This is a genomic window from Ilumatobacter sp. (genome assembly GCF_030065885.1).
Classification (GTDB): domain Bacteria; phylum Actinomycetota; class Acidimicrobiia; order Acidimicrobiales; family Ilumatobacteraceae; genus Ilumatobacter.
In genome coordinates, this window is record NZ_JASJCS010000015.1 from 1 (window position 1) to 17,885 (window position 17,885).

Consider the following 17,885-nt stretch of genomic DNA (forward strand, 5'->3'; position numbering starts at 1 on the left):
CGCCGCGTCGTCGACCTCCCGCTCGGCGAGCAGCTCCCCCGCATCTGCTGAGTGTCGCGGATCAGGCCGGCAGCACGAACCGGTACGCGTAGGAGGTCTCGCTGAGCGTGTCGTCGCTGGTCAGCGCGGACGAGATCGGATCGGTGCTCGTCGCGCTGGCGATGCCCGTGATCCCCAGCGGGCCGGACGCCACCGGCGTGGACACCGTGACGCTCGTGCCCTGGCCGGCCCCGGCCGCGAGCAGGTCGTACAGGCGCCGCCACACGGTGAACGTGACGCACACCTCGACCATCGTGACGGTGAACGACGGCGGGAACAGCGTGATGTTTGGCACGGGGAACCGGATGCACATCGTGAGGTCGAGCCGACGCTCGAAGCGCCGGACGTGTCCGACGATCGCCGGGTTGACGAGTCCGCTGGTCAGCACCGCCGGATCGTCGATCACGAAGCTCTCCTCGTAGTTGTCGGCGCCGAACGTCGGCACGTAGTGCTCGTCATCGATGTCGGTCGTGTAGGCGTGATCGGACGCGGCCTGCAGGAACGCGAACTGGTTCGGGAACCGGAGCGTGGGCAGCGCCAGCAACACCGGCTGGACCATGCCGCTCGGCGACAGCCACGGCGACACGCCGTAGGCGACGCCGAGGGGCCAGAAGGTCTGCTCGACGAAGTACGGCACGGACCGGATCAGCGGGAGCCCCATGTCGAACACCCGCTCCGGACCCGGGATCGGCGTGTACCGGTCGGGGTGGAACGGGTTGAAGCTCCCGCCCTGGCTGTTGGTGTTGACGACACCGTCGTCCAGGCCGGCCAGCACGGGCTTGAGGACGTACGGCGCCCCCTCCATCCCGCCGAAGCTCGGGTGACCACCGGCGACCGTCAGGGTCGGTGTCGGCGACACGGCCGTGAACGGGCCCCACACGACCTTGCTGACGATCGGCGAGAGGTCGACGAGGATGCTCGCGAACACGACCTCGGGGACGGTGGCGACCATCGCGGCGATCGCGGCGTCGGTCGCTGCCAGCGCGTTGAAGAACGCGTCGAACCGGGCGGCCTCGCCGTCGCTGCGCGCCATCCCCCTCGCGACGAGACGACCCCCGGCGATCAGGCTGTCGGTCACGGCATCGGCCACGACACCGAGGCCGCCGACGACCGCTGCGCCGGCGACCGCCAGCTGCGCCGCGTCGCTGCCGCTGATCGCGCCGTGGAGCGAGAGGTGGACCGTGGCGCGCTTGGCGATCAGGGACACGTCGCCGAAGGCGTCCTGCAACGGACCGGGGACGGCGGTCTGCTCGGCCACGGCCATGGCGACGTTCGTGACGAGGGCGCCGGTCGAGTGGGTGACGACGACGAACTCCGTCCCGAAGCAGTCGGTGGTCGGGTCCTCGGCGTCCGGATTCCGGACGCCCGCGCCGGTGTTCATGGCGTCGGCGATCTGCGTGAGCACGGTGTGCACGGCGAACACCAGCCGCTGCGAGCAGTTGTACCCGGCGACCATGTACCGGTTCGGCTGACCCGGTCCGGTGAGGTAGGTGACGATGTGCTCGGACCAGTAGCTGTTCCCGCCCTGGCGGAAGAAGCCGTCGTCAGCCGGGTCCGACCCGGCCAGGTACGCGGCCGGGACGTCCGGCCACTCGTCGCGGATGTTGTCGATCTGCGCGTTGCTCGCCAGCGAGAGCCCGAGCGACGTGTGGATGGCGCGGATCGTCGGATCCTCGGCGATCAACCGGGCGAGCACATGGCTCGGCACGAACCCGTGGACGTACACGATGTCCCGACCGGAGAACGGCACCGGCGGTCCGTCCTTGTTGCTGTGGCGCGGCTCGTGCGGGAACGGCGCCGGATCCCAGTCGTCGCACGACTCCGGCTTGAGCTCGATCGGCTCGAGGAGATCGGTCAGCGCCGGGTGCTTCAGGTCGTCGATCACCTTCTGGACGAGCTCGTGGATCTCGTCGGCCGTCAACGGCGGGTCCTCGCCCTCCCAGGGGACCTCGGCGTCGAGGTCGTCCGGGATCCACCCACCGAACGACGAGCAGTCGTTCCCCTCGGCGTACCAGTTGCTCGATCCGTCGTCGTCGAACGGGCCGCCGTACAGGTCGACCATCGCTCCGAGGTCCGTGGCGACGAGCTGCGCCGTCGGTTCCGGGTTCGTCCGCAGCATCCCCTTCGGGAGCGCCAGGCTCCCGCCCGGGCCGAACGGGCCGAACGGCGTGTCGCATCCGTCGACCTCGCGGACGCACACGTTCGAGAACTGGCCGACCGCGTCGCCGGTCGTCGCGTCGTCGCTGTCGCCGACCGCGGCGATCGAGATGCGACCGAAGTCGCGCGGCGCGCACCACGGGGGCAGGATCACCCACGTCCAGTCCTTGGAGGTGATGCGACCGGTCGTCCCGATCGGCGCGACGTTCGCCGACACGTCCGGGTGGTCGCCCGAGGTCGGCAACGACCCGTTGTGGGCGACGACGCGGAGCCGGACGTAGTCGAGATCGCGCGTGAGCGCCCGGACGCAGACGCTCACCATGTAGTGCTTGCCGCCCTCGATCTTGAGGCTCGGGTCGAGGAACTGGGTGACCGCGTCGCCCGACGTCGCCGTGCCGGCGAGCTCGACCGCGCCGACGGCGCCGAGGCAGCCCTTCGTCTTGGGCTTGAACTGCGGGTCGCCGTACGCCGTGGCCCAGTCGTCGATCCGGTCGCCGATGCGCCGGTCGTCGCAGCACCGGAGCTGTTCGATCGGCACCGGGATCGACGGATCGGGCATGTAGAAGATGCCGAGCTCGCTTCGTTCGAGCAGTGCCGCCTTCCTGCTGCGTGTGGCCCTCGTGAACAGCGAGACCCGCCAGACGTAACCGACCCCGACATCGAGCGATGGACGGTTCTTCGGGTACGGGGCCGACGTTCGCCGAGCGTCTTCCACCTGCGACAGCAGCGGCTTCCTCCGGACGACGCGTCCGGGATCCTCCCCGGACTCGATCGGCCAGACCTCGACGTGCCACTCGGCGCGGTCGGGCGGCTCGATCTGCTTGATCGGTGCCCCGCGCCGCGGTGCGGCGTCCGTCCGCCATGCGAAGCGCGGTCGGCGGCCCTCCGCGCCGCAGATCCCCGTCGGTGCCAGCAGTTCGATCGACCGCGGTGCCATGAGCCCTCCTCGCTTCCCGACGGAGCTTCCCCGTCGTCAAGACCCTGCCAGATGGCGAGGCGCCGATGATCCGAATTCGGACGGCGGGGCGGGAACGCGGGGCGGGCGCGGCCGACGCAGCGCGCTCAGCGCACCCTGGCCACGACGTAGTGGACGCCGATCTCGTCGGTGTAGTCGTCGTTGCCGGGCAGGTACGGCTCGGCGTCGCTGACGAGGATCGGTTCCCACGTCCCGTCGGCCACGAGCCGGTCGATCACCATCGGACACTCACGCGGCTCCCAGAAGTCCTCGCGCTGGGTCACGACGACCACGCCGCCGGGTTCGACGACGCGGCAGAACTCGCGCCAGGCGTCCTCGACGGCGGGCACGTAGGTCATCACGCCGACGCAGGTGAGCGCTCCGAACGCGTCGTCGTCGAAATCGAGTGGCTCCTGGAGGTTGGCGGTCGTGAGCATCGTGTAGGCGTTGGTCTCACCTGCGAGCCGGAGCGACTCCTCCGACACGTCGGCCCCGTGCAGCTCGCCCTCGAACCCCGCGGCCCGGAGCGCGACGCCGACCAGCCCGGTGCCGCACCCGGCGTCGAGGATCCGCTGGGGTGCCGAGTGTTCCATCGCGAAGCCGGCCACGACGCTCGGCGCCCGGTACGACCAGCTGTCGAGGTCGTCGTCGTACCCGGTCGCCCACCGGTCGTAGTACGCGGCGACCTCCTCCGGGTCGCCACTGCCGCGCACGAGCCAATCGCCGTCGGAGCCGGACTGCTGTTCGTCCTCGAACACCACCGTCGACCCTAGACAGCCGGGCCCCGCGCCGGCTACCCGACGAGGTCGAACTCGCCGAGCGGCACCGTCCGCCCGTTGACGATCGCTTCGACCGCGTGCGTGCCCGGGTGGTGCGTCCGCGTCGACTGCTGAGCGACCGAGATCGTCTTGCGGACGGCCGATGCACTGCCCGGCTCGATCTCGACCTCGGCCCCCTTGAAGACCTTCGGGCTCGTCGAACCGTTCGCCTTCACGAAGTGGACCCGGAGGTCGACGAGGGCGCCGGCGAACTCGTCGGTCGGGTTGCGCAGCTCGATCTCGACCGCCACCTTGCCGCCGATCGCCGGCCGCTCGGGGGTGATCGTCACCGCGCCGACCTCCACCGGGGACGACTCGCCGTAGCCGAGCACGTCGAGGGCGGCGGGGTCGCCCTGCTTGATCAGCGTCCTCAACGCGTGCCGCACCAGCTTGCGTCGCTCGTCGCCGGCACCGGGTTCCCGCCACCAGCGGCGTGCCACGTCGACGACCACGCCTGGGTGGTCCTTGGCGATGTCGTTGAGGTTGTTCGCGACCGACCGCCGCACGTACTCCTCGGGGTCGTCCTTCAACCGTTCGAGCAGCTCGATCACCGGCGACGGATCGGCGATGAACGCCCTCAGCCGGGGCGCCCAGGGCAGGCGCGGCCGGGTGCCCTCCGACACCAGCCGCCTCACGTGCACGCTCTCGTCGTTCGCCCACTCCCCCAGCCGGGCGAGCGTCGCCTCGGGGTACCGCTCGAGATACGCACGGATCGAGAACTCCGCGGTGAACCGTTTCGTCAGCTCGTACTGCGCGGTCATCGCCGTCTCGAAGTGATCCAACCCGTACTCCGCGATGAAGTACACGTGCGGCAGGTACACGAACGGCTCCATGCCGGTCAGCTCCGAGCCGTACAGCTCGTCGCCGAGTGTGCGGACGATCGTCCGCATCGCCAGCTCGCGATCGGCGGGTAGGTACGCCGCCATCGCCGACGCGATCTGCTTCGCCCTCGGCGTCAGTTCGAGATCGTCGTACCCGTCGAGGCAGGCGGCGAGGAAGCCCTCGCGGTCGAAGTCCTCGACGACGGTCGCCAACGCGTCGGCGATGCGGACAGGGACGTCGGTTCCGAACGAGTCCTTCAGTGGCTCGGCCATGAGCGGAAGTCTGCCGCGGCCGGGGGCGCGATCAGCGCGAACCGACGACCGTTCCGACCAGCGTCCCGATCGCCAGGCCGCCGACCACGTCGAGCGGCAGATGGGCGCCCACGTACATCCGGCTCAATCCCGTGAAACCGGCGATCGCCAGCGCGACCCGCCGACCGCGACCGGGCGGCATCGCGGTGAGCGCCAACGTGGTCGACACCGCGGCGTGGCCCGATGGATACCCGAGTCCGACCTGCGGCTGCCCGCGGACGACGACGCCGTCGAGGAGGTCGGCGGGCCGCCCGCGGTGGGCGAGCGGCTTGACCGCCTTGACCCCGGCCCACACCGCGGATCCGGCTGACAGTGCGATCGCAGCGCGATGGCGACCACCGAGCACCCGCGTGGCCGCCGACACGACCAGCACCGACGCCAGCGAACCGGACTGCATCACCAGCCAGGCGGGGAGCTCCAGCCCGTCCGGGGCGCGGTTCGAGGCGCGGAACAGGCGCTCCTCGGTCGGCGGCACACGGCCGCGCCGGGCCGCGGCGGCAGAGATCACGAGTACCGACGCAGCGCCGAAACCGATCGCCAGTCGGGAACATCTCACACACGTCACACACACCTTCCGAACGCGCTCCGCACCAGGGCCGTAGTGCTCTGTTCGGTCGAGACACACGGTGGTTTCGTGGAAATGCGAGTGAAGGAGCCGCCACCATGACCGACGCAACGATGACCCGTGCCCCGCAGACGCCAACCGACGAGCCCACGATGGCGGCCCAGGCGACCGGACTGACGAAGATCTACGGGCAGGGCAACACGAGAGTGGTCGCGCTCGACGGCGTCGACATCGGTTTCGAGGCGGGCAAGCTCACCGCGATCATGGGCCCGTCGGGCTCGGGCAAGTCGACCCTCCTCCACTGCATGGCCGGGCTCGACAACATCAGCGGCGGCGAGACGCGCGTCGGCGACACGTTGATCTCCGAGCTCTCCGACAAGCAGCTGACGCTGCTGCGTCGCCAGCGGCTCGGCTTCATCTTCCAGGCGTTCAACCTCGTGCCCACGCTGACCGCCGAGGAGAACATCATGTTGCCGTTGCTGCTCGGAGGCCGGGAGGCCGACGCCGACTGGGCGCGCACGGTGACCGAGAGCCTGCAACTCGGCGAGCGCCTGCAGCACCGGCCCGACGAGCTGTCGGGTGGGCAGCAGCAGCGCGTGGCGGTCGCGCGCGCCCTGGTATCGCGCCCCGAGATCATCTTCGCCGACGAACCGACCGGCAACCTCGACTCCAACAGCGGGCAAGAGGTGCTCGGCTTCCTGCGGCGCGCCGTCGACGACTGGAACCAGACCGTGGTGATGGTGACCCACGACGCGCACGCCGCGTCGTACGCCGACCTCGTCGTGTTCCTCCGCGACGGCAAGTTCGTCGATCGCCTGGCATCGCCGACCGCCGACCTGGTGCTCGACAAGATCCGCGAGCTCGAGGTCTGACATGGGACAGATGATCAAGCTCAGCATCCGGACCTTGACGAACAACAAGCTCCGGTTCTCGCTCACCACGTTCGCTGTCCTGATGGGCGTCAGCTTCGTCGTGGCGTCGTTCGTCCTCACCGACGGCCTGATGCGAACGTTCAACAACATCGTCGAGGACGCCAACGAAGAGGTCGACGTCGAGGTCCGGGCGGCATCGACCTTCGACGAGGTCACGTTCGGCGAGCAGTCGTTCGACGAGAGCATCTACGACACGGTCGTCGCCGTCGAGGGTGTGCAGGACGCGATCCCGATCGCAGCCAGCCTCAAGATCCAGCCGCTCACACCCGACGGCGAGACGATCGACACGCTGGCACCGGTCTTCGGATTCAGCTGGTCGAACTCACCCCTCGACGGCCTGACGCTCGTCGCGGGCGAGGTGCCCGACGGCCCCCGCGAGTTCGCGCTCGACGAGACGTCCGCCGACGACAACGGATTCGTGCTCGGTCAGACGTACGACATCGTCGGTGCCGCCGGCCGCGAGCCGTTCGAGCTCGTCGGCATCAACAAGTTCGGCGAGGAGAACGCCCTGGCCGGCGCCGTCATCGTGTCGTTCACCCTCGACGAGGTCCAGCGGCTCGACGACAGCGAGGGGTTGATCCAGTACATCGACATCGCCGCCGCGCCCGGCGTCGAGCCGGAGGTGCTGATCGACCGGATCGAGAACGTACTGCCCGCCGGCCTCGAGGCGGTCTCCGGTGAGGTCGTCGTCGACGAGGCGCAGGACGACTTCTCCACGATCGTCGACATCTTCGGCAACGTGCTCCTTGCGTTCGCGCTGGTCGCGGTCTTCGTCAGCACGTTCATCATCAGCAACACGTTCAACATCCTGCTCGGCCAGCGCGTGCGCCAGCTCGCGCTGCTCCGTGCGCTCGGGGCCAGCTCGGGTCAGGTCAGGTTCAGCTCGATCTTCGAGTCGCTCGTGATCGGCGTCATCGCATCGGTGCTCGGTCTCGGCGGTGGCGTGCTGCTGGCATTCGGGTTGCGGGAGTTGATGAACAGCCTCGGGATGCAACTGCCGAGCATGGACATCATCCTCGCTCCGCGGACGATCATCGCGGCGTTGATCGTCGGCGTCGGCGTCACGCTGCTCGCATCGTTGACGCCGGCCCGCCGGGCCGCGAACGTGCCGCCGATCGCGGCGATGCGCGCCGGCTTCCGGTTCGGCTCGGGCGAGGGCACCCGCCGGACGATCATCGCCATCGTCCTCTCGGTGTTCGGCGTGATCTTCATGGCCTACGGCCTCTTCGGCGGCTCCGACAACACCGGGGCGCTGCTCGGTTCACTGGGCCTCGGCGCGGTGCTCGTCTTCGTCGCCGTCTCGATGTACGCGCCGCTGTTCTCCAGCCCGTCCGCGTCGTTCCTCGGTGCCCCGTTGGAGCATGTGCCGGGCAACCAGATCACCGGTCACATGGCGCGCCAGAACGCGGCCCGCAACAACAAGCGGACCGCGTCGACGGCGGCCGGACTGATGATCGGGCTGGCGCTGATCGCGATGGCCAGCGTCGTCGCCGAGTCGCTGAAGAGCTCGTTCCGCGACGAGCTCGGGTCGACCATGGTCGCCGACTACGTGATCACCGCCGACGGCGACGTCGACTTCACGAACCAGCTGGCCGGCCAGGTCGCCGCGCTCCCGGAGTTCGACGAGGTGTCGGCCGTCCGGTCCGGCAACATCCGCGTCGACGGGGACACGAAGGAGATGCGGGGTGCCGACCTCACGATCCTGACCGACCTGATGGCCGTCGACGTGCAGTCCGGCGACCCGGCTGCGGCGGCGAACCCGAACTCGATCATCCTGAGCCAGGAAGCGGCCGACGACTACGGCGTCGTGGTCGGCGATCGACTCAACGTCGAATTCGCCGCCACCGGTCTGCAGGTGCTGACCGTCCAAGCGATCTACGACAACCCGTTCCTCGTCACGCACCACATGATCGACCTGTCGGCGTGGGAGCAGTACTTCGACAGCCAGAACGACAGCGTGATCTCCGCGCGGGTCGCCGACGGCGTCTCGCTGACCGCGGCAGCGGCGGCGCTCGAGCCGTTCGCGACCGAGTTCCCCCAGCTCCTGTTCGAGACGCAGGAGGAGTTCCGCGACCGGTTGGAGGGCACGCTCGACTCGCTGCTGATCATCATCAACGTGTTCCTGGGCTTGGCGATCGTGATCGCCCTGCTCGGCATCACGAACACGATGGCGCTGTCGGTGCTCGAGCGGACGCAGGAGATCGGCCTGATGCGAGCGATCGGCATGACCCGCCGACAGACGCGCGGCCTGATCCGGTTCGAGGCCGCAGTGGTCTCGCTGTTCGGCGCACTGCTCGGTGTCGTCGTCGGGTTGGCGTTCGGGTGGGTCGCGGTGATCGCGATCCCCGAGTCGATCATCAACCAGCTGTCGATCCCGGCGGTCCTACTCGTCGTCTACGTGGTGATCGCCACCATCGCGGGGCTGCTCGCCGCGTCGCTGCCGGCGCGGCGCGCCGCCCGTCTCAACGTGTTGGAGGCGATCGCCTTCGAGTGAACCCGGGGCAGCACAGGAGGTACAGAGATGCTGCAACGCAACAACCAACACCGTGACCGGAGCACCGGCTTCTTCGGCGTGATCGCCGAGCCGGCCAGCTACGGGAGCATCCTGTACCTCCTGCTCGGGCTGCCGCTCGGCACGCTCTACTTCAGCGTGATCGTGACCGGCGTCTCGCTCGGCATCGGCCTGATGCCGCTGGCGTTGATCGGCATCCCGATCATCATCGGGCAGTGGTACGTCAACCGGGCGTTCATGCACATCGAACGCGGACTCGCCGCCGGGCTCCTGCAGCTCGACATCGACAAGGTGCCGCCGGTACCGGCGTGGCCCGGCGGGCTGTGGCGGCACTTCAAGGCCGTCATGGCCGACAAGGTCGGCTGGCGAGGGATGCTCTACCTGCTGCTCCGATTCCCGGTCGGCGTGTTCACCTTCTCACTGGCCGTGACACTCGTCTCGACGTCGCTCGGCATGACGTTCGCGCCGACGTACATGTGGACCAGCAACGACATCGAGTGGTTCGGCTGGGACGTCGACCCGTTCCCGTGGTCGTTCGCGCTCGTGCCGATCGGCATCGTGCTGACGTTCGTCTCGCTCCACCTGATGAACGCGCTGGCACGAGCCTGCGGCCGCTGGACCCAGTGGACCTTCAGCCGCGAGCGCGACGACTGAGGGGGATCGGCACATCTCGTACGTGGGGATGACCAGGGATCCATCAGTCGGCGGACGCAAGCGGGGTCGCGAGCTGGCATCCTGGTCGCCGTGGGAGTGATCGACGCATACGGGCTGACGATGCAGTTCGGCTCGATGCGTGCGCTCGATGCGCTCGAGGTCGACGTCCCGCACGGCATCACGGGCCTCGTCGGTGCGAACGGCGCCGGCAAGACGACGTTCATGAGCATCGTGCTCGGGCTGCGGCCGCCCACCGCCGGCCGTGTCGAGGTCCTCGGTCTCGACCCGCAGCACGACGGCGCCCGGCTGCGGGCCCTGCTCGGCTACGGGCCCGAGCACCACGTCATGCCCGACGAGATGCCGGCGTCTGACTTCGTCAAGCACATGGCCGAGGTGCGGGGCATGCCGCGAGCCGAGGCGCGCGGCCGCGCCAGCGATGCGCTCTGGCTGGTCGGCCTCGGCGAGGAGCGGTTCCGGGCGTTGGGAACGATGTCCACCGGCCAGCGCCAGCGGGTCAAGCTCGCCCAGGCGATCGCCGCCGATCCGCGGCTCATCCTGCTCGACGAGCCGACCGACGGGCTCGACCCGGTCCAGCGCGACGAGATGCTCGCCCTGATCCGCCAGATCAGCGCGGAGTACCAGATCGACGTGCTCCTGTCGTCGCACCTGCTCGAGGAGGTCGAGCGGATCTGTGACAACGTCGTTGCGCTCGACGCGGGTCGGCTCGTCGCCCAGGGCCCGCTCGCCGCGCTCGTCGGCGCCGACGGCGGTGTCATCGTCGACCTCGTCGACGTGCCCGACCGCCCGGGCGCCCCTGCCGCGGTCGCCGACTTCCTCGGCCGACACGACTTCGAGGTGCGCCATGACGGCGTCGCCGGCACGCGGATCGAGGTGATCGGTAGCGACCCCGACGCGATCGCCGACGCGGTCCGCGACGCCGTCGTCAGCGCTGACGCCCGGGTCGGGCGCATCGTGCGTCGCCGCCGGCGGCTCGAGGACCTGTTCCACGGGGCCGAGCGATGAGCGACGCCCAGATCCTCGACCGGGGCTACCGGCGCTTCGAGGGTGAGCGCTCCGGCGTGCGCGGTTCGATGCGGTCGGTGGCCTGGCACACGACGCGGAGCATCCTCGGCCTCGGCCGTCCGGCCCGCCACAAGGTCTTCCCCGTCATCGTCATCGTGATCGCGTTCATCCCGGCGCTGGTGTTCCTCGCGCTGACCGCGTTCATCGGCGATCTCCTCGAGGGCGAGCTGCGACCCGAGTACTGGGAGATGTTCGGCTTCTCGTTCCTCGCAACCGTCGCGTTCACGGCACTCGTCGCGCCCGAGGCGATCGTCCGCGACCGGCGCGATCGCATGTTCTCGCTCTACCTGTCGACCCCCTTGTCGCGGACGACCTACCTGCTGGCCAAGGTCGGCGCCGTGCTCCTCACGATGACGCTGATCGTGCTCGGCCCGGCCCTGCTCGCCCTGATCGGCTTCACGCTCCAGAGCCTCGGCCCCGACGGTCCGGTGGCGTGGCTCGGCGTGATGTGGCGTCTCCTGGTCGTCGGGCTGGCGATCTGCGCGGTGTACACCACCTTGAGCCTCGGCGTCGCCAGTCTCACCGACCGTCGGGCGTTCGCCAGCATCGCCGTCGTGCTGGTGATGGTCGGCACGGCGCTCGTCTCGGGTCTGCTGGTCGAGGAGGCCGGCATGAGCGACAACTGGCGGGTCCTCGACCCGGTCGGCTCGGCGCTCGAGCTCGCGCCGCGGATGTTCGGCGACCGCGGGGAGGAGTTCCAGGACGTGAGCACCTGGGTCGTGCTCCTCGGGAGCGGTGGTTGGGCAGCGCTCGGGTCGGCGCTCCTCCTCGGCCGCTATCGCAAGCTGGCGGCGGTCTGATGGCGGACTGGGCGCCTCCCGTCGCGCCGCCGCCCGTGCCGCAGGCTCCCGAGGGCATGGTCCAGGTGATCGGCGTGACGAAGTCGTTCGGCGACGTCGTCGCCGTGTCCGACGTGACGTTCGGGGTCGGCCCCGGTGTGACCGCCTTGCTCGGCCCCAACGGCGCCGGCAAGTCGACGTTGTTCCGCGTGATGTGCGGTCTCACGGCGCCGTCGCAGGGTGAGATCCGCGTGCTCGGCGTCGACGCCCGACGCGATCGCGAAGTGCGGGGCCGCATCGGCCTCGCACCCCAGCAGGACGGGCTGTTCGACCGCGTGTCCGCACTGCGGTTCGTCGAGGTGGCCGCCCAGACGTTCGGGGTCGCCGATCACGAGGCGGCCGCACGCGCCGCCCTCGACCAGGTCGCTCTCGACGCCGACGACGACAAGCCGGTCGGATCGTTCTCGAAGGGAATGCGCCAGCGGGTCAAGCTCGCCGCCGCGCTGGTGCACGACCCCGACGTGCTGATCCTCGACGAGCCCCTCACAGGCCTCGATCCCGTGCAGCGGAACCGCATGATCTCCTTCTTCCACGAGCTCGGCGACGCCGGGAAGTGCCTCCTGGTGTCGAGCCACGTGCTCGACGAGGTGGCACGACTCGGTTCGCGCGTCCTGGTGATCGCGCAGGGGCGGCTGGCTGCCACGGGTGACTACCGGGCGCTGCGCAACCTGATGGACGACCGGCCACACCGCATCCGCGTCGCGGCCGACGGAGCGCGCACGCTCGCGGCCGCCCTCGTCGACCGGTCGCTGGTCGACGGCGTGTCGGTGCGAGCCGACGAGCTCGTCGTCGACACCAACGACGTCGATCGGTTCGGGCGGGCGATCGCGGCGACGGCGCAGCAGCTCGACATCCGGCTGCGCGAGGTCGAGCCGCTCGACGACGACCTGGAATCGGTCTTCCGCTATCTGGTGGAGCGGCGATGAGCGTCGTGCAACCCGGGCGTGCCGTCGCGCTGACGTACGGTCTCGTGCTGAAGCAACTGGTGACGCGTGGACGCGTCGCCGCGCTCACGTTCGTCGGCGGCGTCGTCGTGCTCGTCGCCATCCTGGTCGGCCGGTCGGAGTCCGACGTCGACGAGCTCGAGCGTGGCGTGCAGCTGATCTCGAACCTCGGGTTCACGATGGTCGTGCCCGTCGTGTCGCTCGTGTTCGCGTCCGCGGCCCTCGGCGACATGCGCGAGGACGGGACGCTCGTCTACCTGTGGCTGCGACCGATGGATCGCTGGCCCGTCGTGGTCGGATCGTGGCTCGCCGCGATCACGGTCAGCCTGCCGATCACGCTCGTCCCGCTCGTGATCTCGTCGGTGGCGGTCGACGGTGGGAGTCAGCTCACCGTCGCGACCGTGTTGGCGGGCACGACCGGTGTCCTGTCGTACTCCGCGCTGTTCGTGCTGGTCGGTCTGCTGCTCAAGAACCCGATCGTCTGGGGCCTCGGCTACATCCTGATCTGGGAGGGCCTCGCCGCCCAGTTCTTCGGATCCCTCTCCAGGCTGGCGATCCGCGGCTACACCCGGTCGATCATCACGAGCCGAACCGGCGTCGACCTCGAGCTCGCCGACTTCTCGATGACCGTCGCGATCGTCGTTCCGCTCGCCGTGACCGTGGTGGCCATCGCACTCGGCGCCGCCCGGTTGCAGTCGATGGAGGTCGCCTGACCGACCTGCCGGTCGGAGGCGGTGGCGGGCCCGCTCAGGACTCGGGCGCGATGTCGCCGATGTCGCCGAGGGACGGTGCCGGCCCGTCCGAGGTTCCGCCGCTGCGGCGGGTGATCTGCCAGCCCACCGCCGCCGCGATCGCGGCGCCGGCACCGAGCAGGTACCAGCCGTAGTTCTCGGTGGTCGGCATGCGGTTGACGAGCCAGGTCTGGATCTCCTCGGCGAACCCGACGATCGGGTCGTCGACCGGGCCGTCGAAGAAGAAGAGCCGGACCTCGAAGTAGCCGTAGTAGGCGACATAGGCGCCGGCCACGACGAGGAACACGCCGGCGATCTTGTTCATCTTCGGCAGCAGCGCCCGGAACTTGTTGACCAGCCCGTCCTTGGCCAGCGCCACCGCCAGCGTGAGCACGCTGACCACGACGCCCATGCCGAGGCCGTAGAGCACGAACACCATGACGCCCGAGAGGTAGTTCTCGTTGCGGAACGTGGTCGACGTGACCGCCAGGAACGGGCCGATCGTGCACGAGAGCGAGGCCACCGCGTAGGAGACGCCGAACAGGAACATCGAGAAGATGGTGCCGTCGGCGCCGCCCTTCTGCAGCTTCGGGATGCTGAGCACCAGCTGACGGCCCGTGAGGAGGTAGACGCCGAGCCCGACCAGGCCGATGCCGATCACGATCGTGGCCCAGGGCAGGTACTCCTGCACGCTGGAGATGAACTGCGTGATGATCAGGCCCATCACGCCGAACACCAGGACGAACCCGGCGGTGAGCACGAGCGAGACCTTGAGCCCCCGGCCCACCGCAGTCGACCTGCTGTTGCTGTCGTCGAGCCCGACGAACGCCGACAGGTAGGCAGGGAGCAGCGCGAACCCACACGGGTTCACGGTCGCCGCCATGCCGGCGGTGAGGGCGAGGGCGAAGGGTCCGTTCAGCACGACTGGTGAACACGGTAGAGCCGAAATGCCATTCCGGTGCGTCGATCGCACGAAACAACTGCGGAACAACGGCGGCCCGGAACAAGCGCGGTCCCGACCGGGGTTTCGCTCGCATGCACCGTGGAATCCTCTCGTTCACGACCGTCGGCGTCCTCCTGCTGGCGGCCTGCGGCTCGACCGACGACGGCGACGACGCCACTGCAGCGACCGACGCAGCCTCCGACACCGACACCGACACTGACGGCGATGCTGCCGACACTGACGGCGATGCTGCCGACGACGCAGCGGCCGAGAGCGGCGACGCGTCGTCGGGCGTGCCGTTCGCCGTCGACCAGATCGAGTCCTCGCCGCGCAACGTGACCGCCAGCGGCCTCGACGCGTGGAACGCCCGAGCCGTCCCCGAATCGGTCCCGGCGCCACTCGTCGACTTCGCCGAGATCCGCAGCGGCGGCCCCCCGCCGGACGGCATCCCGCCCGTCGACGAGCCACGGTTCCTGCAGCCGGCAGACGTCGACTTCCTCGCCGAGAACGAGCCGGTGCTGGCGCTGGAGATCGACGGCGACGCCCGCGCCTACCCGGTGCAGATCCTGACGTGGCACGAGATCGTCAACGACACGGTCGGCGGCGTCCCCGTGTCGGTCACCTACTGCCCGCTCTGCAACTCGGCGGTCGCCTACGACCGCCGGCTCGGCGACCAGATCCTCGACTTCGGCACCTCCGGCCTGCTGTGGAACTCCGCGCTGGTGATGTACGACCGGCAGACCGAGACGCTCTGGAGCCACTTCACGGGCGAGGGCATCATCGGTGAGCTCACCGGCCAGGCGCTCGACGACTTCCCGCTCGCCACCGTGGCGTGGAGCACGTGGCGAGACGCCAACCCCGACGGCCTCGTGCTGAGCCGCGAGACCGGCTTCAGCCGCCAGTACGGCGCCAACCCGTACCCCGGATACGACAACGTCGACGGCGTCCCGTTCCTGTTCGAGGGCGAGGTCGACGGCCGCTACACGGCGCTGACGCGCATCGTCGGCGTCGAGCGCGACGGGGAGGCGCTGGGCATCCCGCTCATCGACCTGCAGGCCCAGCAGGTGGTGGCCGCCGAGTTCGACGGTTCACCGCTGGTCGCGTGGTGGACCGACGGCGTCGCCTCGGCGCTCGACACGTCCGCGATCTCACAGGGCCAGGACGTCGGTGCCACCGGCGTGTTCGTGCCGGTCGTCGACGGGACCGAGCTCACGTTCACGCCGAACGGCGACGGGTTCGTCGACGATCAGACCGGCTCGACGTGGAACGTGCTCGGCGACGCGGTCGACGGGCCGCTCACCGGCAGCGAGCTGGAGGCGCTGTCGCACGTCGACACCTTCTGGTTCGCGTGGTCGACGTTCCGGCCGGACACCGTGGTCGTCACGGAGTGACGCCGGCACGGAGTGACGCCGGCACCGAGTGACGCCGGCACCGAGTGACGCAGGCACCGAGTGAGGCGATCGTCCGGCCGGCGATCGGGCATCATGCCCGCATGAGCAGCGACACCCCGATCCGCGACGTCCTGCTCCCGAGCTCGGACCGCACGGCGCTCATCCAGGCGATCGTGGTGCTCGCTGCCACGCTGATCACGACGTTCCTGGTCCGCAAGGAGCGCGCCCTCGTGTTGCTCGTGCTCGGCGTCGGCTCGGTCCTGCTCGGCATCATGGGCCTGCGCACGCTCCACTGAGCGTTCGCTCACCATCGTGCGGGGCTGCCGCTCGGTCGGACGTCAGCCGAGGCTCAAGGTCCCGGTGAACACCTCGTAGAAGCCGTCGTCGACGCCACCGGGCGTCACGACGCTCCACTCCCGGGTGCCGTCGACGTCGAGCTCGACGTAGTCGCCGCTGCCCTCGATCACCGACAGCGGATGCTCACTCAGCGGATCACCGGTCGCGATCGCCGAATCGAGCTCTGCGAAGTCGACCAGCGCGTCGGCTCGGAGCACGAAGTCGCCGCTGCCGTCGGCACAGGTGAGCCGGTGCTCGACCCACACCACCTCGCCGTCGCGAGGTGGATCGGCGGGCGATTCGGGCAGTCCGGTGTCGGCGTGCAGCGTCTGTACCCACGTCGAGGCGCCGTCCGGGCAGAGCATGCCCTCGTCGACGGCTTCGCCCGTCGCCGAGAAGGACGTGGTCTCGTCGCCGCCAGGCATCACCGGGTCGGTCTGAATTCTGAACTCGGCCTCGTCGGGTGTGTCGTCGCCGCACGACACGGCAAGCAACGAGGCCGCCACCAGCAGGACCAGCGTGCGTCGCATCGCATCGCTCCCTCCGCGCCGCCGCGGCTCGGGATCCGCCAGCGGTTCCCCGGCGCGGACGGTCACGCAGCGTCGGTGGTCAGCGCAGCCCGGTCTGCCCGGCGCCAGGCCAGCGCAGCGACCGTCGAGGAGACGATGAAGCCGATCGACAGCGGCGTGATCGTGCCGTCGAACTGGCGGTCGATCCCACCGCCGATCACGGCGCCGACGGCGCCTGCGATCATCCCGAGCAGCGCCGCACCGGTGCCGGCGACCTGCGCCAGCGGCTGCATCGCCGCCGCGTTGAGGTTGGGGATCAACATCTGCTGGAAGAAGAGCACCGCGCCGAGCAGGACCACGAACAGCCAGAAGGGTGGCTCCCCGGCCGTGACGAGTGCGACCACGAACAGGAGGCCGGCGGCCAGCCAGTTCGCTGCGAAGCCGAACCGGATGATCCGCGCCAGGCCGACTCGTTCGACCACTCGACCGTTGAGGTACATCGCAGCGCCCATGGCGAGCGCGATGCCGCCGAAGAAGACCGGGAACCACTCCTCCAGGTCGAAGACCTGGTCGAGGATGATCTCCGAGCTCGCGAGGTACGACAGGAACACGCCGAACAGGGCGGTCAGCGAGAGCAGGTAGGCAGGCGTGCCGGGCGTGCGGAGCACGATCGCGCAGCTGCGCCACACGTCGCCGGCCGAGAGGCCCCGGCGAAGGTCGGTCGACAGGGTCTCGGGCAGCAACGAGACACCCCCGGACACGGCGACGGCGACCGCGGCACACGCCCAGAAGATCGCCTGCCACGGGCCGATCGCCAGGATGCCCACCGCCAGCGCCGGCGCGAACGTCGGCACGAGGATGAACACCGCCATGACGAGCGACATCTGGCGTGCCATCTGCGCACCCTCGTAGGCGTCGCGGACCATCGCCATCGCGGCGACCCGCGGGCCGGCCGAGCCGAGCCCCCACACGAAGCGGGTGACGAACATCATCTCGATCGTCGGCGCAGCGACCGACCCGATCGCACCGAGGACGTAGAGCGCGAGGCCGCCCCACATCACCGGGCGCCGCCCGAAGCGATCGGCCAGCAGGCCGGCCGGCAGCAGACCGAGCGACGACCCGATGAAGAAGAACGTGATCAGCCCCGTGACCTCGGTCGCATCAGGGTCGAGGTCGAGCGACGTGCGGATCTCGGGGAACGCCGGCAACACCGTGTCGATGCCGAGCGCGGTGACCGCCATGCAGAGCGCCAGGACGCCGATGAACGGGCGGGTGCCCGGCATCAGCACCCGGCGCTTCGGGGGGTCGCCCGGCCGGGCGGTGACGGTCACCCGCTCAGGCTAC

Annotated in this window: 16 protein-coding genes; 9 read left to right on the forward strand and 7 right to left on the reverse strand. The window is 69.7% G+C overall.

Annotated features, from left to right (window positions below; all coding sequences use genetic code 11):
- Positions 1-61: 61 nt before the first annotated feature.
- From QNJ12_RS05515 to QNJ12_RS05530, 4 genes are all read right to left on the reverse strand, one after another.
- Positions 62-3,133 (reverse strand): hypothetical protein, encoded by a 3,072-nt coding sequence (locus tag QNJ12_RS05515; protein WP_300619963.1) that lies wholly within the window; start codon positions 3,131-3,133, stop codon positions 62-64.
- A gap of 125 nt (positions 3,134-3,258) precedes the next feature.
- A complete protein-coding gene (locus QNJ12_RS05520; RefSeq protein ID WP_300619966.1) occupies positions 3,259-3,909 on the reverse strand; it encodes a class I SAM-dependent methyltransferase in 651 nt (216 codons plus the stop codon).
- Positions 3,910-3,944: 35 nt separating this feature from the next.
- Positions 3,945-5,063 carry a DNA alkylation repair protein gene (locus QNJ12_RS05525; RefSeq protein WP_300619969.1) on the reverse strand — a complete coding sequence of 373 codons (1,119 nt, stop codon included), beginning with the start codon at positions 5,061-5,063 and terminating at the stop codon, positions 3,945-3,947.
- A 31-nt stretch (positions 5,064-5,094) separates the two neighbouring features.
- A complete protein-coding gene (locus tag QNJ12_RS05530; protein ID WP_300619971.1) occupies positions 5,095-5,610 on the reverse strand; it encodes a phosphatase PAP2 family protein in 516 nt (171 codons plus the stop codon).
- Between the two features lie 155 nt (positions 5,611-5,765).
- Between QNJ12_RS05530 and QNJ12_RS05535 the strand changes: the two genes are divergently transcribed.
- The 7 genes from QNJ12_RS05535 (at position 5,766) to QNJ12_RS05565 (ending at position 13,344) form a co-directional block, all read left to right on the forward strand.
- Positions 5,766-6,539 (forward strand): ABC transporter ATP-binding protein, encoded by a 774-nt coding sequence (locus tag QNJ12_RS05535; RefSeq protein ID WP_300619973.1) that lies wholly within the window; start codon positions 5,766-5,768, stop codon positions 6,537-6,539.
- A gap of 10 nt (positions 6,540-6,549) precedes the next feature.
- The gene (locus tag QNJ12_RS05540) at positions 6,550-9,093 is read left to right on the forward strand and encodes an ABC transporter permease (RefSeq protein WP_300619976.1); all 2,544 of its coding nucleotides are present in this window, start codon (positions 6,550-6,552) and stop codon (positions 9,091-9,093) included.
- A gap of 27 nt (positions 9,094-9,120) precedes the next feature.
- On the forward strand, positions 9,121-9,765 hold the full coding sequence (locus QNJ12_RS05545; protein WP_300619979.1) for a sensor domain-containing protein: 645 nt from the start codon (positions 9,121-9,123) through the stop codon (positions 9,763-9,765).
- Between the two features lie 90 nt (positions 9,766-9,855).
- Positions 9,856-10,788 (forward strand): ABC transporter ATP-binding protein, encoded by a 933-nt coding sequence (locus QNJ12_RS05550; RefSeq protein WP_300619982.1) that lies wholly within the window; start codon positions 9,856-9,858, stop codon positions 10,786-10,788.
- A complete protein-coding gene (locus QNJ12_RS05555; RefSeq protein WP_300619985.1) occupies positions 10,785-11,648 on the forward strand; it encodes an ABC transporter permease in 864 nt (287 codons plus the stop codon). Before QNJ12_RS05550 ends, QNJ12_RS05555 begins: the two co-directional genes overlap by 4 nt.
- Positions 11,648-12,613 (forward strand): ABC transporter ATP-binding protein, encoded by a 966-nt coding sequence (locus tag QNJ12_RS05560; protein ID WP_300619988.1) that lies wholly within the window; start codon positions 11,648-11,650, stop codon positions 12,611-12,613. The genes QNJ12_RS05555 and QNJ12_RS05560 overlap by 1 nt, the downstream gene beginning before the upstream one ends.
- Entirely contained in the window at positions 12,610-13,344 is a 735-nt protein-coding gene (locus tag QNJ12_RS05565; RefSeq protein WP_300619991.1) for a hypothetical protein, read from the forward strand. Before QNJ12_RS05560 ends, QNJ12_RS05565 begins: the two co-directional genes overlap by 4 nt.
- Before the next feature lie 34 nt (positions 13,345-13,378).
- Here QNJ12_RS05565 and QNJ12_RS05570 read toward each other — a convergent pair whose 3' ends face one another.
- Positions 13,379-14,284 carry a cytochrome c biogenesis CcdA family protein gene (locus tag QNJ12_RS05570; protein WP_300619994.1) on the reverse strand — a complete coding sequence of 302 codons (906 nt, stop codon included), beginning with the start codon at positions 14,282-14,284 and terminating at the stop codon, positions 13,379-13,381.
- Between the two features lie 113 nt (positions 14,285-14,397).
- Here QNJ12_RS05570 and QNJ12_RS05575 point away from each other — a divergent pair, with 113 nt between their 5' ends.
- Both QNJ12_RS05575 and QNJ12_RS05580 read left to right on the forward strand, forming a co-directional pair.
- Positions 14,398-15,696, forward strand: coding sequence for a DUF3179 domain-containing protein (locus QNJ12_RS05575; RefSeq protein WP_300619996.1), 1,299 nt, complete (start codon positions 14,398-14,400; stop codon positions 15,694-15,696).
- A gap of 101 nt (positions 15,697-15,797) precedes the next feature.
- The gene (locus QNJ12_RS05580) at positions 15,798-15,992 is read left to right on the forward strand and encodes a hypothetical protein (protein ID WP_300619998.1); all 195 of its coding nucleotides are present in this window, start codon (positions 15,798-15,800) and stop codon (positions 15,990-15,992) included.
- 42 nt (positions 15,993-16,034) lie between these two features.
- Here the strand turns inward: QNJ12_RS05580 and QNJ12_RS05585 are convergent, their stop codons facing one another.
- Together QNJ12_RS05585 and QNJ12_RS05590 are read right to left on the reverse strand one after the other, a co-directional pair.
- Positions 16,035-16,562: a hypothetical protein gene (locus QNJ12_RS05585; protein WP_300620000.1), complete on the reverse strand. Its 528-nt coding sequence runs from the start codon at positions 16,560-16,562 to the stop codon at positions 16,035-16,037.
- Positions 16,563-16,624: 62 nt separating this feature from the next.
- Entirely contained in the window at positions 16,625-17,872 is a 1,248-nt protein-coding gene (locus tag QNJ12_RS05590) for an MFS transporter (RefSeq protein ID WP_300620003.1), read from the reverse strand.
- Positions 17,873-17,885 lie beyond the last annotated feature (13 nt).